This window comes from Paraburkholderia sediminicola, assembly GCF_046027355.1.
Taxonomy (GTDB): Bacteria; Pseudomonadota; Gammaproteobacteria; order Burkholderiales; family Burkholderiaceae; genus Paraburkholderia; species Paraburkholderia sediminicola_B.
On record NZ_JAQQEK010000020.1, the window covers coordinates 143,936 to 160,590 of the forward strand.

A 16,655-nucleotide genomic window follows, 5' to 3' on the forward strand; every position below is an offset into this window, starting at 1 on the left:
AAGCAGGCAGCCGCCGCTCGCTTCGGAACAACTCATTGCGCCGCTGGCGGCCGCCTGCGCGGAGCACGCGACGCCTGCGGCTTGATGGCGGCCGTTGAACCCGCGCTCGACGCGGCGCTCGATCCATTCGCCCCGACCGTCGCCGCCGCATCCACTTCCACATCGACCACCGCCGTCGCGGCCGGCGCTGCGGCGGTGACTTCGGCAGCCATCGCTGCAGGCACCGGTTGAATCGTGCGCGCGCGCGAACTCACCAGCACCGCACGCGGTTCGTTGTCGTAGATCACAGCGCGCACGCGCGGATAAATGTGCCGTTCCCAGCGGTGTCCATTGAACACACCGTAATGTCCAACACCGGTCTGTACGTGATGCGTCTTCAGGTACGGCCGCAACTTGTCGCACATGTCCTGCGCGGCGAGCGTCTGTCCGACGGCGCAGATATCGTCCTTCTCGCCTTCCACGGTGAGCAACGCGGTGCGGCGAATCTTCGACGGTTCGACGAGACGCCCTTTCACTTCGAGCGCGTGCAACGGCAGTGCATGACGCTGAAAAACCGTATCGACGGTTTCCAGATAGAAATCGGCCGTCAGGTCCATCGTCGCGAAGTATTCTTCATAGAACGTGCGAATCGTGTCGGCCTTTGCTGGATCGCCTTTGGCGCGCTCGTAATGCATCGTCTCGAACGAGTCGAGATGACGGTTGAGATTCATCGCCATGAACGCGGTCAACTGCATGAAGCCCGGATACACGCGCCGATGCGCGCCCGCAAAACCGAACGGCACCGCGCTGATCAGCTTCTGCTCGAACCACTCGATCGGTTTGCTCTTGGCGAGTTCGTTGACGCGCGTCGGATTGATGCGGGTATCGAGCGGACCGGCCATCAGCGTCATGCTCGCCGGTTGCGCGGGATGATCGTCGGCGGCCATGAGCGCGACCGCGGCCAGCGCGGCGACGGTCGGCTGGCACACGGCCAGCAGATGCGCACCGGGCCCGATCGTTTCGGTGAAGTCGATCACGTGCTGTACGAATTCGTCGAAGCCGAAGCGGCCCTGGCTCAAGGGCACGTCACGCGGGTTGTGCCAGTCGGTGATGTAGACGTCGTGTTCGGCCAGCATGGTGCGCACGGTGCCGCGCAACAGTGTCGCGAAGTGGCCGGACATCGGCGCGATCACCAGCACGCGGGGCTGCGGCGCCGACGGCTGGGTCTCCTTACGGAAATGCAACAGCGAACAGAACGGCGTGTGCGCCGCGACTTCCTCGACGACCGTCACGGATTTGCCTTCCGATATCACGCTGTCGATCTCGAACGGCGGCCGCACGGGCGTGAGTCCGGCCAGCGTCAACAACTCGCAGGCCGCGCGAATCGAGCGTCCATGCGACGTCTCGCCGAACGCAGGCCACGCGTCGAGCGAATGATTCACCAGCGCTGCGCCGTGCCGCATCGGCAGCATCATGTCGGCGAAAGCCTGGTATGTGGGATATGCGAACAGGTTCATAACCTTCGCACGAATGCTGAAAAGGAAGGAACCCAAATAAAGGCAAGTCATGTGCCATGCATGCATACGCACTGGTGCAACCGTGGCCTCACGTTGGCATAGCATTTGCGCGAGTCGGAACCACGGGCCGAATTTGCCGCGCTTTGGTGCGCGCGCGCACGGCAACGTGCACGCATGGCGTCAGGCGTCGACCGAACGCCTCATCTGGAGGAGAATCGTATGGCGAATACCACGCTCACCATCAGCAGCAAGAACTATTCGTCGTGGTCGTTGCGCGGCTGGCTGCTGGCCAAGTTCAGCGGTTTGCCTTTCGAAGAGATCGTGATGCCGATCGACGACCCCGCCGCACGCGCTGAACTCCTGCTGCTGTCGCCGTCGATCCTGGTGCCGTGCCTCGTTCATGACGGCATCAAGGTCTGGGACACGCTGGCGATTGCGGAATATCTGAACGAACTGAAACCGGACGCGAAGCTGCTGCCCGAAGATATTCGCGCCCGCGCGCATTGCCGCTCGATTTGCGGCGAGATGCACTCGGGTTTCGGCTCGCTGCGCTCGGCTCTGCCGATGAACCTTAAAGCGCACTTTCCGGGCTTCAAGGTGTGGGCGCGCGCTCAGTCGGATATCGACCGCATCGTGACGATCTGGAGCGAGTGTCTGAAACAGTACGGCGGGCCGTTTCTGTTCGGCGAGCGCACCGCTGCGGACGCGATGTACGCGCCCGTCGTGACGCGTTTCGTGACCTACGACGTCAAACTCGATCCGGAGATCGTCGAATACGGACAGCGGATCATGGCGCTGCCCGAGATGCAGGAGTGGATCGCCGACGCGCAACAGGAGGTGGAAGAGATCGACGAGCTGGATGTGGAGTTCTGAAGAAGCCATGCGGCAACGCTGCCGCAATAGCGGGCGGCGCGAGCTGCACTAGACAGCATTGCGCCGCGCCGACTCCAAGTGCTCTCAATCGCGCCCGCTTTCCAGTTTGAACACGCTGACCACTTGCGCGAGCCGTGCGGCCTGATCGCGCAACTCGGCCGCCGCGAGTTCGGCCTCGCCGACAATCGTCGCGTTCTGCTGCGTGGCTTCGCCGATCTGCGTGACGGCGAGATTCACCTGCTCGATGCCGCCCGATTGCTCGCGCGAGGCGACGCTGATTTCGCCCATGATCGCGCGCACCTGGCCGACCTGTTGAACGATGCCCTGCATCGTCGAGCTGGCTTCTTCGGCGATCTGGAAACCGCTTCGCACGGTCGCCGTGGACGTCGCGATCAGACTTTCGATCTCCTTCACCGAAGCCGCGCTGCGCTGCGCCAGCGCGCGCACTTCCGAGGCCACGACCGCGAATCCCTTGCCGTGCTCGCCGGCTCGCGCCGCTTCCACCGCTGCGTTCAGCGCAAGGATATTGGTCTGAAATGCGATGCCTTCGATCACGGTCGTGATCTCGGCGATCTTCTGCGACGAGCGGCTGATTTCGCCCATCGTCGACACCACGCGTTCGACCGCGCGCCCGCCTTCGAGCGCGGCGTCGGCGGCGCGCGTGACGAGCGTATTGGCTTGCGCGGCGTGGTCGGCGTTCTGCTGCACCGTCGAGGTGATCTCTTCCATGCTGGCCGCCGTTTCCTCGAGGCTGCTCGCCTGCGTGGCAATCCGCGCGGCGATGTTGCCGCTGCCGGTGGCGATTTTTTCGGTGCCGTGCGACATATCCGTCGATGCATTGCGCACTTGTGAAACGATCCGCGCGAGACCTTCGCCGATGCCGTCGATCGACTGCATCAGGCGGCCGATTTCATCGGCGCGCGCGTTCGCGCCTTTCGCGACGCGTACGCTCAGATCGCCCGAGGCGAAACGTTCGGATGCCTTGGCGGCTTCGTCGAGCGGGCGGCTCACGAGGCGTCGCACCGCGAACAGAAACACGGCTGCGAACACGCCGACGAGCACCAAGCCGAGCAGCAGGAATTCGTTGCGAGTGGTGATGACGTCGGCCATCACCTCGTCGCGCGGCGCGACGCCGCCCACCAGCCACTGCCATTCCGGCACCGTGACGAACGACACGAACTTGTTGCGCGAGTCGCGTTCGCCGAGCGTCGCATCGGCCGAACTGTATTCGAGCTGGCCTTCCTTCATGTCGAGCATCTGCTGATACGGCGCGTTCGCGTTATCGGCGTTCTGGCCGGCGGCGGCCGGATGCACGATCAGCTTGCCGCGATCCGCGCCGTTCGACGCGTTGACGACGAAGTAATAACCGCTGTCGCCTATCTTCAGATTGCGAATGCCGTCCTGGACCGATTGGATCTCCTTGTCCACGTTCACGCCGACGAACAGCGCGCCGATCACGCGGCCGCTTGCGTCCGTGACCGGCCGGTATTGCGTGATCAAACGTTTGCCGAAGAGCGCGGCGAGTCCCGTGTAAGGCTTGTTCGCGAGCAGCAGCGCGTAGGCCGGCGCCTTGCGGTCGAGCAGCGTGCCGATCGCGCGCGAGCCGTCCTGTTTCTTCAGCGACGTCGTGACTCGCACGAAGTCGTCGCCGCTGCGCGCGAAGATGGTGGCCACCGCGCCGCTGCGTTCGAGAAACAGATCGGGGATGGAAAAGTCCATGTTCAGGACTTTGTCGCCCGCCTTGATGGTCGGCGTGGCGACGCCGCCGATGTCGACCTTCTGGGTTTCGTCGAGCGTGTAGCCGGTGGGCAGGAAACTCGCGAACAGCGACATCGAGCGATCGACCTCGTTCGACAAGGCTTTGTCGAACAGCTTGATCATCGCGGCGATCGAACGGTCTTTATCGGCGATACGTTCGAGGACCTGATCGCTGATCTGCTTGCCGGCGGTGCGGGTGAGCGCCCACGTGAACGCGGCGAAAATCAACGCCACCAGCACGCACGAAAGTACGGCGAGCCGCGCGCCGACGCTGGCGCGGCGCAAAGAGAGAAATTCCATGGACGTTTGCAGAGTAAAGGAGGACAGGCGAGGCGCGAGCCATGCGTAGGCATGCCCGGCATCGATGGCTTGTTTACGGCTGCGGCGTCCGTTTTCTTTAGAATTTTGAAAGCACTTCGTAATTGGCCCTGCTGCCAGCGGAGCGTTTCGATACGCGGCGTGCTCAGTCCGCCGAACTGCGCTGCGCGCAGCAATAGCGCGTTGGTGACGATGCCGTAAATAGGACCCGCCGCGTGCAGGGTATTTCTAATCGCGTTCGCTCGCTCAGCGCGCCGAACGATCCTGCGCGCCGCGCCATGTGCGCAGCAGCAGCGCGTTGGTGACGACGCTCACGCTCGAAAACGCCATCGCCGCGCCGGCGAGCATCGGGTTCAGCAAGCCGAAGGCCGCCAGCGGAATGCCGATCAGGTTATAGACGAACGCCCAGAACAGGTTCTGCTGGATCTTGCGCCACGTTTTGCGCGAGATGTCGATGGCGTCGGCCACGAGCGCCGGATCGCCGCGCATCAGCGTGATGCCGGCCGCGTGCATGGCGACGTCGGTGCCGGTCGCCATCGCGATGCCGATGTCGGCGGCGGCGAGTGCGGGGGCGTCGTTGATGCCGTCGCCCGCCATCGCCACGATGCCGGCGCTGCGGATTTTCAGGTCGCGGATTACGCGGGCCTTGTCGTCGGGCAGCACTTCCGCATGGAATTCGTCGATGCCGAGCGCTTTGGCCACGCTCGCCGCGCTGCCGCGATTGTCGCCGGTGACGAGCACGCTCTCGATGCCCATTTGCGCCAGCCGTTCGACGGCGGCGCGTGCGGTCGGTTTGACGGTGTCGCCGAAAGCGATCAAGGCGAGTGCCACGGGCGCTTGCGGATCGCGCTGCATGAGCCAGGAAACGGTGTTGCCCGCGGCTTCGAGTTCGTGAGCGCGTGCGGTGAGCGCCGGCGGCAACCGAATGCCGAGTTCGTTGAGCCAACGCGTGCTGCCCAGCGCGAGGGTGCGTCCGTCGACGTCCGCTTCGACACCGCGCCCTGCGACCGCGCGCGCGGCGCTCGCCTGGCGGGCAAGAGTTTGAATGGATGCGTCCGCTCCGTCGCCGTTCGTGTCCGCCGCTTCATACGCCTTGACCACCGCGCGCGCCAAGGGATGATCGCTATGGCGCTGCACCGCCGCGGCAAGCGCCAGCGCTTCGTCGCGGCTGATGCCGCCGATCGGCTCGAACGCGGTCACCGACGGCCGGCCGAGCGTCAGCGTGCCGGTTTTATCGAACGCGACGATCGTCACGCGATGCGCGGTCTCCAGCGCTTCGGCGTCCTTGATCAGCACGCCGTGCCGCGCCGCGACGCCGGTGCCGGCCATGATGGCCGCCGGCGTGGCCAATCCGAGCGCGCACGGGCACGCGATCACCAGCACGGCGACCGCGTTCAGAATCGCGGTTTCGCCGCCGGCGCCTGCGATCAACCAGCCAACGAGCGTCAGCGCGGCAATCGCCAGAATCGCCGGCACGAAGATTTCGCTGACCCGGTCGACGAGGCGCTGGATCGGCGCCTTCTCGGCCTGCGCGCTTTCCACGAGGCGGATGATTCGCGCGAGCGTCGTTTCCGCGCCGATCGCGGTGGTCGTCACGGCAATCGCGCCTTCGCCGTTGATCGAGCCGGCCGTGACCGCGTCGGCCACCTGCTTCGGCACCGGCAGGCTTTCACCGGTGATCAGCGATTCGTCGATATGGGTGCGGCCTTCGAGCACCGCGCCGTCGACCGGCACACGTTCGCCGGGACGCACGATCACCACCGTGCCGACGCGCACTTGCGCGAGCGGCACGTCGCGCTCTTCGCCGCCGATGCGAATGCGCGCACGGTCGGGACGCAGCGCGTTGAGGGCGCGGATGGCGTCCGTGGTCTGGCGCTTGGCGCGCGCTTCGAGCCACTTGCCGAAGCGCACCAGCGTAATCACGACCGCCGACGCCTCGAAATACAGATGCATCATGTCGCCCGGATGGGTCGCCAGTTCGTAGACGCTGATGCCATACGCCGCCGACGTGCCGAGCGCCACCAGCAAGTCCATGTTGCCCGCGCCGGCCCGCACGGCGCGATAGGCCGCGCGATAGAAGCGCGCGCCGAACACGAACTGCACGATCGAGGCGAGCGCGAGTTGCAGCCACGGCGAGAGCATCGCGTGCAGGCCGAACCATTCTCCGACCATCGGCGCGACGAGCGGCAGTGTCAGCCCGGCGGAGGCGAGTACGGCGGCCAGTTCGCGGCGGGTCTGGTCGCGCTTGCGGTCGGCGGGCGCGGCATGGCCGGCGTGGTCGGTCGCCGCCGATGTGTCCGGCGGCACGATCAACGTCGCTTCGTAGCCGGCTTTCTTGACGGCGGCAATCAGCGCGTCCGGCGCGGCGGTCACGCCATCCAGATTGACGGTTGCGGTTTCGGTCGCCAGATTCACCGACGCGCCGACGACGCCCGGCACCTTCGCCAGCGCCTTTTCGACGCGCATCGCGCATGAGGCGCAAGTCATGCCGCCGATTGCCAGTTCCGTCGGCTGCAGCGCCAGGAGCGGCGCGGCGTCCGTGGAGGCGGACGGCGTGGCGTCATAGCCCGCCTTGCGCACGGCGTCGGCGAGCGTGTCGGGATCGACGCTGGCGTCACTTTCGATGCGCGCTCGCTCCGTGGCGAGATTCACCGACGCACGCGTGACGCCTGGCACTTTGGCGAGCGCCTTCTCGACGCGCAGCGCGCACGAGGCGCAAGTCATTCCGCCGATGTCGAGTTCGGCGGTCCGGGCGGAAGGGGTGGCAGCGTCCGCGGGGCGCTGTGGGTTGGCAAGTTCGGTCATGGTAGGCAAGGCTCGTGACGGCATCGGGCCGCATCATGAACCCAGTATTGACCTTCCCATGATGGGAAGGTCAAGGACGAATTGCAGGACGCGCTTCAGCGCGCCGAAACCTCGCCGAAACGCCCGCTCAGAAGGCCGGCGGCGCGTCCAGCATGGCCTGGCCGACGGCTTGCTGTTCGTCGCTCGAGCGCGCCAGCAGGGTTTCGGCCGCGCCGCGACGGTCGTCCGCAGCCTTGTTCTGGCCAAGCTTCCACTTGCCGACCAGCCGCGTCACCTCGATCTCGATACCGACGATCGCGCCGAGCATCTGGGAGATGAAGTCGGCGGGCGCGTCGCCCATCTTCCACGGCGCCGGTTCGCTGGCTTCCATCTTGCGGGTCAGGCGCGCGACCAGGCCGCGCACGAACGACTCGTCGTCGCGCACGGCGATCCGGCCGTGAGCGTGCACCACCATATAGTTATAAGTCGGCACCTGCCGATGCGCCTCCTGCTTGCTCGGATACCAGTTCGGCGAGATATAGGCGGCCGGACCCTGGAAGATCACGAGCGCATCCGGATTCGCGACGGCTTCCTGCCACACAGGGTTCGCGCGGGCGACGTGAGCGCGCAGGATGCCGTGCGTTTCACCGGCCGCGGACGGGACTTCGAACTCGAACGGCACATGGTTCGCGTCGAGCCCGTTCGGCCCGTTGGTGATCAGCGCGCCGAAAGGCTGCTCGGCGATCAGGCGATGGAGAACCTCTGGGCGGTTCTCTTCAAAATGGGCGGGCATGTACATGAAGCGCTCCGGATACGAGGGGGCAAAAGAGCAGCGATGAAAGGTCGCCCAAAGCGTGGGGCGCCAGGGCGGATGTCACAAAAAACGTCAACCGTACCGCAAAAGGACGGCCTGCGCGCGCGAACCCGCGCTATTCCTGCCTTTGCGCTTGCCTGGTGAACAAGGATACGATACAACCCGATGTTGTCGGCATCGCGAATCGCGGACTGCCTGCGTTGGGCTTTGGGAGGCCGCGCAAGCAGGGTTCGTTGCACGCCGGCGTCTCCCTTAGGACCACACGTTCCGCCACCTGAACGAATGATAAAAAATCGCCGCGAATTGTTTTCGATTCACTGGACCTGCGCATCGTTCGCAGGCCTCGCATTTCTGGCCGGTTGCGCGTCGACGCCCACCGCGACACATAAATCCACCGGCTGGATCAAGGACGAAGTCGCCGACTCGTACGTATTCGGCTACCCGCTGGTGCTAATGGGCGTCGCGCGCGACGCGGCGGTCGGCACCGATCCGGGCCAGGCGCCGCTCAATACGCTGCGCCACGCGCAGGCATTGCCGCCGATCGGCGCGTCCAATCCGATGCAGCCGAGTCTCGATACGTTCGACTCGACGGGCTGGCTGGACGTCGGCAGCGAACCGGTGATCGTTTCACTGCCCGATTCGCACGGCCGCTATGTCGACGCCCGCGTGCTCGACATGTGGACCAACGTGGTGTGGTCGACGAGTTCGCAGTTCGCCACGCGCGCGGCGGGCATCAAGGCGCAGGCGATCGCCTTCGTCGGTCCGGGCTGGCAGGGCGATTTGCCCAAGGGTGTGACGCGCGTCGACGTGACGACCCGCAACGCATGGGTGAGCGTGCGTATCCAGTCGAACGGCACGCGCGATCTGACGGCAGTCCGTAAGCTGCAGCGCGCCATTCGCGTCGCGCCGCTGAGCGTCTACGCGGGCGACGCCCGCTCCGCCTCAATCACGCCGCCGCGCAGCAATGCCGCCGACGCCGCAGCGAGCGCTTCCGGCACGCCGGCCGCGCAAGTCGCCGCGCTCGACGCGAACGGCTTCTTTACGCAACTCGCGCAGGCTTTGCCTGATAATCCGCCGACGCCGGCCGATCCGCACGCGCTCAAATTCCTTTCGGACCTCGGTGTGACGCCCGGCGAGCCGGTCAAGCTGCCGAACGCACCGGACGCCATCGCGGCCGGTCTCGCCGACGGTCATGAGCGCGTCGTCACGCCGCCGTCCAATCTGCTGAACGGTAACGGCTGGAGTTGGTTCGGCGACGGCGTGGGCAACTACGGCCCCGACTACGCGATGCGCGCCTATGCCGCTTACGCGCAACCCGGCATCGGCACAAAAGACGATGAAGTTCGCGCAGTCGCCACCCAGGACAGCGATGGTCATGTGCTCAACGGCGCGAACCGTTACGTGATCCACTTCGCGCCGTATCAGTTGCCGCCGGTGCGCGGTTTCTGGTCGATCACCGCCTACACGAAGGACGGCGCGCTCGGTGAAAGCGCGCCGGCGCGTCTGGCGGTCGGCGACCGCAATGGCGCGCGCCGCAATCGCGACGGCTCGCTCGACGTGACGGTGTCGTCCGCTCGCGGCAAGAGCGGCAACTGGCTGCCGGCGCCGCGCGCCGATCTGCAACTCGTGCTGCGTCTGTACGCACCCAAGCCACAAGCCACCGACGGTAGTTGGCAACCACCGGCCGTTGTGCGTCAGTGATACCTGCGTGTCCGTGACGTGACAGCCGCGCTTCAGTGACGAGCGGTTAACGCATCGAGAAAACGCATGTCTGCCGCATCAACCCGGCGGACATGCGACGCCATCGCGCGGAGGAATGTGTAAGCCCCGCCTTACATTTATATCCGACGAAAGATTCACGACTTATACTGCCGCTTGCGGGATTTTCGTTTTCGCGGCGGGCTTGCCGCCGCATTACCCAAAACCGAGCATGGCAAGCCTCAATAAAGCATCACTAGCCTCGTCCATGCAGACCGTGCGCGATGTCGCGCAGTCACGCCGTACCCGGCGTGTCATTACTGGTCTGCTGATCTTCGTTGTACTGTTTGGTCTGCTGGGTTTCTTCGCGGCGCCGCCGCTGATTCGCCACATTGCCGAGCAACAGCTCAGCAAACAACTCGACCGCCCTGCAACAATCGGCCGTATTGCGCTCAATCCGTACACGCTCAAGCTCGAAGCCGATCGTGTGCATATCGGCGAGCGCGGCGGCGCGGGCGACTTCGTGGATATCTCGCGGCTCATCGTGCAGCCGTCATGGAGTTCGCTGTTTCGCGCGGCGCCGATCATCGACGAAGTGCAGCTCGATTCGCCGCGCTTTCACATTGTTCGCTACGATGCGCAGCGCTTCAATTTCACCGACCTGATCGAGAAATTCGCGAAGCAGCCGGCCAAGCCCGATAGCAAGCCGACGCTGTTCTCCGTCTCGAACATTCGCCTGGAAAACGGCCAGATCACGTTCGACGACAAACTGCTCGGCGCGACGCATGTGATCGATCAATGGAAGCTCGGCATTCCGTTCATCGCCACGCTGCCGTCGAAAACCGATATCTTCGTCGAGCCTTTGCTGCGTGCGCGGATCGACGGCAGTCCGCTTGCCATCGACGGTAAGACCAAGCCGTTTGCCGCGTCGCGCGAGTCGGAAGTGTCGTTGCGCTTCGACGGGCTCGACGTGCCGCGCCTCATATCCTACGTGCCGACCAAGCTGCCGGTGATCGTGCAGTCCGGCAAGCTGTCCACCGATCTCAAGCTTAACTTCGTCGTCTCCAACGACGCGCCTTCGCTGCGCGTGGCGGGCACCGTCGATATGAACGACGTGGACGTGCAGGATCAGAGCAAGGCGCCGTTCTTCGCGGCGCGCGCGGTGCATGTGGCCGCCGCCACGCTCGAACCGTTGAAGAGCCTCTATCACTTCGACGAGATCCGCATCGACGCGCCCACTGCCAATCTTGCGCGCGATAAAGACGGCGTGGTGAGCGTCGAGAAGATGTTCGCGCCCGCGTCCGCGTCGGCATCCGAGGCGGCTGCGGCGCAACCGGCCGCGAGCGCGCCGCTTGCGGCATCCGGTTCGAATGCCACGGAAAAGACGGCGCCACCGCTGGATCTGTCGATCAAACGCTTCGTGCTCAATGACGGCACCGTGAATGTCCACGACGCCGCCGCCTCACGCCCCATCGACGTCGGCCTGCAAAAACTGGCCGTGACGCTGACCGATTTCTCGACGCTCGCCACCGCGCCCGCGCACTACACGCTGAACACCGATTTCAAGGACGCCGGCGGCTCGCTCGGCGTGGCCGGCGCGTTCGGCCTCGTCGCGAAGACGGCGAGCGCGAAGCTCGATCTGAAGTCGTTGAAGCTGCCGCTGCTGCAACCGTATATCGACACCGCGACCGTGGCGCAAATCACGGACGGTGCGCTGACCGCCACCGCCAATGTCGGCGCGAACTGGTCGAAGTCGCCGGTAGCGGTGATGGTCACCGATTCGCAACTGGACCTGCAATCGCTGAAAGTCGCGACGCGCGCCAGCAAGGATCCGCTGATCTCGCTGGCGCAAGGCAGCGTCAAACTCAGGCAGGTGGACGTGGCGGCGCGCACCGCCGAGATCGCCAGCGTCGACACGACCGGCCTCGCGGTCGACGCGCAGCGTCTGAAAGACGGCAGCATCAACCTCGCCGCGCTTGCCGGCCAGCATGAAGCCGCGCCGCAGCGCACCGCGATTCACGCGGTCAAGAAGGCGCAGGCGGAAGGGCCCGCATGGCACTACAAGATCGGCGAGCTGACCCTGAAGGACGCGACCGCCAATTTCACGGACAACACCACGCCGCAGCCGGTGAAACTGAACATCACGCCGCTGCAACTGAAGGTGCAGAACATCAGCGACGACCTGAGCCGGCCGCTGCCGGTCGATCTGCAGGCCACGCTGAACAAGAAGGGCACGCTCGGTGTCAAGGGCGACGTCACGGCGACGCCACTCAAGGTGGCCGTCAAGGTGAATGCCAACCGGCTCGACGCGGCGGCCTTCGAACCGTACTTCGGCAGCAAGCTGAATGCGGTGATCGCGAGCGCGCTGCTCAATGCGAACGGCGACCTCGCGTTGAATCAGGCGAAGTCGCTGAAAGCGACCTATCGCGGCGACGTGGCGCTCGTCGAAGTCCGTATGCTCGACAAGGCGACCTCCGATCCGTTCGCGGGATGGGGGTCGCTCGCGTTGTCCAACCTGAAAGCCGATTACGACGAGCATGGCACGGTGGTCGACGCGGGCCGCGTCACGTTCACGAAGTTCTATGGACGCGTGCTGCTCGACGCGCAGGGCAAGCTCAACCTGAAGGACGTCGTCGCGCATGAAAGCGGTGCGCCGCAATCGCTGACCCGCGACAAGAGCGGTGCTGACCCCGTGCCGTTGACGCCCCAAGCGGCATCGACGGTCGCGGCGGCGCCCGCGCCGGCTTCGTCGTCGGCGCCGCCCGCTACGGTCACCGCTGCTACTCCGCCGCAAAGCCCGGTCAAACTGCACTTCGGTCAACTGGTCCTGCAACAAGGCCGCGTGACGTACACGGACAACTTCATCAAGCCGAATTTCACGGCGAACCTGGTCGGCATTCAGGGTACGGTCGGCGCGTTCGGCACGCAATCGACCACGGCCGCGCCGGTCGACATCGCCGCGAAACTGGCGGCCAATGGTCCGTTGTCGATTCGCGGCACGGTCAATCCGCTGATTGCGAAGCCGGCGCTCGATCTGACGGCGGTCGCGCACGATATCGAACTGACCAATCTCACGCCGTATTCGGCGAAATATGCCGGCTATCCGATCACCAAGGGCAAGCTGAACGTCGATCTGCACTACAAGCTGGCGAACGATCAGCTGGACGCGAATAACCACATCTTCATCGACCAGCTCACGTTCGGCGATCACGTCGATAACGATACGGCGACCAAGCTGCCCGTGCGTCTCGCGATCTCGCTGCTGAAGAACTCGCGCGGCGAAATCGACGTGAACCTGCCGGTGTCGGGCTCGCTGTCGAATCCCGAGTTCAGTATTGGCGGCCTGATCTGGCATGCCGTGCTCAATCTGCTGCAGAAGGCGGTGACCGCGCCGTTCTCGCTGATCGCCAACGCGTTCGGCGGCAAGGGCGAGGAGTTGGGCTATGTCGAATTCGAACCCGGCTCGGCGAAGCTCACGGACGCCGACACCCAGAAACTCGACACCATCGTGAAGGCGCTGAGCGACAAACCGTCGATCCGCATAGACCTGATCGGCCGCGTCGATCCGGCTGTCGACGAACCCGCGTTGCGCACCGGCTATGTGGACCGCCTCGTCAAGCAGCAGAAGATCAAGGACGTGGTGGGCAACGGCGAGAGCGTCGACTTGTCGACCGTCACCGTCGACCCAAAGGACTACGACAAGTATCTGAGCAAGGCGTACAAGTCGGCGGACTTCAAGAAGCCGCGCAATTTTGTCGGCTTGACCAAGAGCTTGCCGGACGACGACATGAAGAGCGCACTCGCCGCCAACGCCCCGATCGACGACGCCAGCCTGCGCCAGCTCGCACAGCAGCGGGCGCAGAGCGTGCAGCAGTATCTGGACGGCAAGATCGACAGCAGCCGCGTGTTTATCGTCGCACCGAAGCTGGATGCCGACGGTATCAAGGATAAGGGCGCGACGACGCGGGTCGACTTCGGCTTGAAGTGAGCGTGTTCAAGCCTGGCGCTTCGCGCGTCAGGCAAAACCCGGCGTTTTTTGAGCGTACGCCGTTGAACATCGAACATCGAACATCGAACATCGAACGTTGAGCGCACCGCCGCCAGCCGCACATGCTCGCGGCGGCATTGCTCAAGCGGCGCGCGTCGGCGCCTTCAACGCGGTTTGCTCGATCACACGCGCCAGAGTATCGAACGCGGGACCGATCTTGTCGTTCGGCACGCACGCGTAACCGAGCAGCAGTCCACGCCGCGCGGGCGTGTCGCTGCTGTAGTAGCTCGCGAGCGGGCGCACGATCACCCCGGCGTCGTAAGCGGCGGCCGTCACCGCGCGATCGTTCGCGTGATCCGGCAAGCCGAGCACCAGATGCAGGCCGGCCTCGTCGCCCATCACCGGCAGTTCGTTGCCGAAACGCGCGGTGATCGCGTCGATCAGAATCTGCCGGCGCTCCCCGTATAGCGCACGCATGCGCCGAACGTGCGACGTGAGGTGCCCGTCCATGATGAAATCGGTCATCACCGCCTGCTGCATCAACTGACCTTCGCGATACAACTCGGCGACGCCCGTGCGGAACGTGTCCACCAGATGCTCCGGCGCGATCATGTAGCCGATCCGCAAGCCAGGGAACAGCATCTTCCCCAGGCTGCCGACGTAGATCACCTGGCCGGCGTCGTCGAGTCCTTGCAGCGACGCGAGCGGACGGCTGCCGTAGCGGAACTCGCTGTCGTAGTCGTCCTCGATGATCCACACGTTGTGCTGGCGCGCGTATTCGAGCAGCGTGCGACGGCGCGCGAGGCTCATCACCATGCCGAGCGGATACTGATGCGACGGCGTGACGAGCGCGAGCCGCGGCGGCTGCTGCAGATCCTGTTCGCGCGGATTCAGGCCTTCGTCATCCACCGGCACCGGCACAAGGGTAATCCCCGATGACTGCAGCACGCTGCGTGCGCCCCAATAGCACGGTTCTTCCACCCACGCGCGGTCGCCGACATCGGTCAGCAGACGCACTGCCAGATCGATCGATTGATGAATGCCCGTGGTGATGATGATCTGATCCGGCGTGCAATTCACCGAGCGCGCCACGCGCAGGTAATCCGACAACGCCCGCCGCAACGGCCGGTAGCCGCCGCCGGGCGCGTAGGTGAGCAGATCGGGATTGGCTTCCTTCCATAAGCGCGCCTGCAGGCGGCTCCACGTGCGCGCCGGAAATTCCGCGACGTCGGGCACGCCCGGCATGAACGCGCCCCACTGTTTGGCGGAAACGCCGGCTTTGTCGATCAGACGCCGTCCGCGAGTCGACAGATCGCTGAGGTCGCGTTTCGGCGGCTTGGGGGTTTCCCTGGCTGTGCTGTCTTCTTTGTCGACGCTCGCCACTGCCGGCTTCCTGCGCATATTCACGGCGGCCGTGTCCGGCCGCGTGTCGGCGACATAGGTACCGCTGCCGGTGGTCGAGATCACATAGCCTTCGGCGGTCAACTGGTCGTAGACGTGCAGCACCGTGTTGCGCGCGATGCCAAGGTCTTCGGCGAGCGTGCGCGAGCTGGGCAGCTTGGTGCCCGGCGGCAGCTGGCCGGTCAGAATGGCCTGCTGCATGAGCCGCAACGTCTGCCGGTAGACCGGTTCGGCGGCCGTGCGGTCGAGTCGCGCGGCGAGCCAATCCGACAAAATCACGGTGTCCAAGTGGTTCTATCCGGAATAATGAAATGGTTCCATATTGTAGAACCGTAACGGTCTATAGTGAGCCACGCAATTGCTGCAATCCCGCTGCTTTGCACGGGTGCCAGCCGGACCGCAGAGGAGACTTGGACGATGAAAACCGAAGACGTGATCGTCAGCTTTCGAGGTGTGCGCAAGACCTACGACGGCGAAACGCTGGTCGTCAAACAGCTCGATCTGGATATCTACCAGGGCGAATTTCTGACGCTGCTCGGGCCGTCCGGTTCGGGCAAGACCACCTGTCTGATGATGCTGGCGGGCTTCGAATTTCCCACCGGCGGCGAAATCTGGCTGGATGGCACGCTGCTCAATACGGTGCCGCCGCATAAGCGCAACATCGGCATGGTGTTTCAGAACTACGCGCTGTTTCCGCATCTGACGGTCGAGCAGAACGTCGCGTATCCGCTGACCGTGCGCAAGATTTCGGCGGAAGAGCGCGCGCATCGCACGAATAACGCGCTCAAGATGGTGCGCATGGAGAGCTTCGCAAAGCGCTATCCGGCGCAGCTTTCCGGCGGCCAGCAGCAGCGTATCGCGCTCGCCCGTGCGCTGGTGTTCGAACCGAAGCTCGTGCTGATGGATGAACCGCTCGGCGCGCTGGACAAACAGTTGCGCGAACACATGCAGTACGAACTTAAATCACTGCACGAGAAACTCGGCGTCACGTTCGTGTACGTCACACACGATCAGGGCGAAGCGCTGACCATGTCCGATCGCGTCGCCGTGTTCGACAAAGGCATCGTGCAGCAACTCGATACCGTGGATCGTCTGTACGAATCGCCGTGTAATGAGTTCGTGGCGAACTTCATCGGCGACAGCAACAAGCTGCGCGGCACGATCGCGAATGTCGACGGTGAGTATTGCGAATTTCATTTGATCGACGGCACGCGCCTCACTGGCCGCAATATCGGCGGCGCGCGTGCGGGCACGCCGGCAGTCGCGTGCATCCGGCCCGAGCGCATGAAGCTTGCCAACGGTCTGTCGCGGCCGGGCGCCAATGCGCTCGCCGGTGAAGCGCGCGGGCTGATCTATTTCGGCGACCACGTGCGCATGCGTTGTGGTCTGCCGCAACAGGACGAGTGCTTCGTGAAGGTGCCGCTCGGCACCGGCGTGCTCGACACCTTCGCGCCCGGCGCACCGGTCGCACTCGAATTCGCACCCGAGCATCTGCGGATTTTCGCAGGGGCGTGAACGCGTCGAA

General features: G+C 64.7%; 9 protein-coding genes. 4 read left to right on the plus strand and 5 right to left on the minus strand.

Translation table 11 applies throughout. From position 1 onward, the window contains the following. Positions 1 to 32: 32 nt before the first annotated feature. Positions 33 to 1,496, minus strand: a complete 1,464-nt coding sequence (locus PQR42_RS29490) for a polyhydroxyalkanoate depolymerase (protein WP_408386982.1) — start codon at positions 1,494 to 1,496, stop codon at positions 33 to 35. Positions 1,497 to 1,715: 219 nt separating this feature from the next. Between PQR42_RS29490 and PQR42_RS29495 the strand changes: the two genes are divergently transcribed. Beyond that, complete coding sequence (locus PQR42_RS29495; protein WP_408205385.1) at positions 1,716 to 2,369, plus strand: glutathione S-transferase family protein; 654 nt, start codon at positions 1,716 to 1,718, stop codon at positions 2,367 to 2,369. An 84-nt stretch (positions 2,370 to 2,453) separates the two neighbouring features. Here the strand turns inward: PQR42_RS29495 and PQR42_RS29500 are convergent, their stop codons facing one another. The 3 genes from PQR42_RS29500 to PQR42_RS29510 form a co-directional block, all read right to left on the minus strand. Beyond that, entirely contained in the window at positions 2,454 to 4,427 is a 1,974-nt protein-coding gene (locus PQR42_RS29500) for a methyl-accepting chemotaxis protein (RefSeq protein WP_408494333.1), read from the minus strand. 264 nt (positions 4,428 to 4,691) lie between these two features. Next, complete coding sequence (locus PQR42_RS29505; protein WP_408386980.1) at positions 4,692 to 7,250, minus strand: heavy metal translocating P-type ATPase; 2,559 nt, start codon at positions 7,248 to 7,250, stop codon at positions 4,692 to 4,694. Between the two features lie 127 nt (positions 7,251 to 7,377). Beyond that, positions 7,378 to 8,028: an FMN-binding negative transcriptional regulator gene (locus PQR42_RS29510; protein WP_408494335.1), complete on the minus strand. Its 651-nt coding sequence runs from the start codon at positions 8,026 to 8,028 to the stop codon at positions 7,378 to 7,380. Positions 8,029 to 8,325: 297 nt separating this feature from the next. On the opposite strand from PQR42_RS29510, the gene PQR42_RS29515 reads away from it, so the two are divergent. Both PQR42_RS29515 and PQR42_RS29520 read left to right on the plus strand, forming a co-directional pair. Continuing rightward, entirely contained in the window at positions 8,326 to 9,744 is a 1,419-nt protein-coding gene (locus tag PQR42_RS29515; RefSeq protein ID WP_408386978.1) for a DUF1254 domain-containing protein, read from the plus strand. Positions 9,745 to 9,973: 229 nt separating this feature from the next. Then, positions 9,974 to 13,729: a DUF748 domain-containing protein gene (locus tag PQR42_RS29520; protein WP_408386977.1), complete on the plus strand. Its 3,756-nt coding sequence runs from the start codon at positions 9,974 to 9,976 to the stop codon at positions 13,727 to 13,729. Between the two features lie 141 nt (positions 13,730 to 13,870). Here the strand turns inward: PQR42_RS29520 and pdxR are convergent, their stop codons facing one another. Next, on the minus strand, positions 13,871 to 15,418 hold the full coding sequence (gene pdxR / locus PQR42_RS29525) for a MocR-like pyridoxine biosynthesis transcription factor PdxR (protein WP_408205379.1): 1,548 nt from the start codon (positions 15,416 to 15,418) through the stop codon (positions 13,871 to 13,873). Positions 15,419 to 15,547: 129 nt separating this feature from the next. On the opposite strand from pdxR, the gene PQR42_RS29530 reads away from it, so the two are divergent. Next, positions 15,548 to 16,645, plus strand: a complete 1,098-nt coding sequence (locus tag PQR42_RS29530; RefSeq protein WP_408205378.1) for an ABC transporter ATP-binding protein — start codon at positions 15,548 to 15,550, stop codon at positions 16,643 to 16,645. Positions 16,646 to 16,655 lie beyond the last annotated feature (10 nt).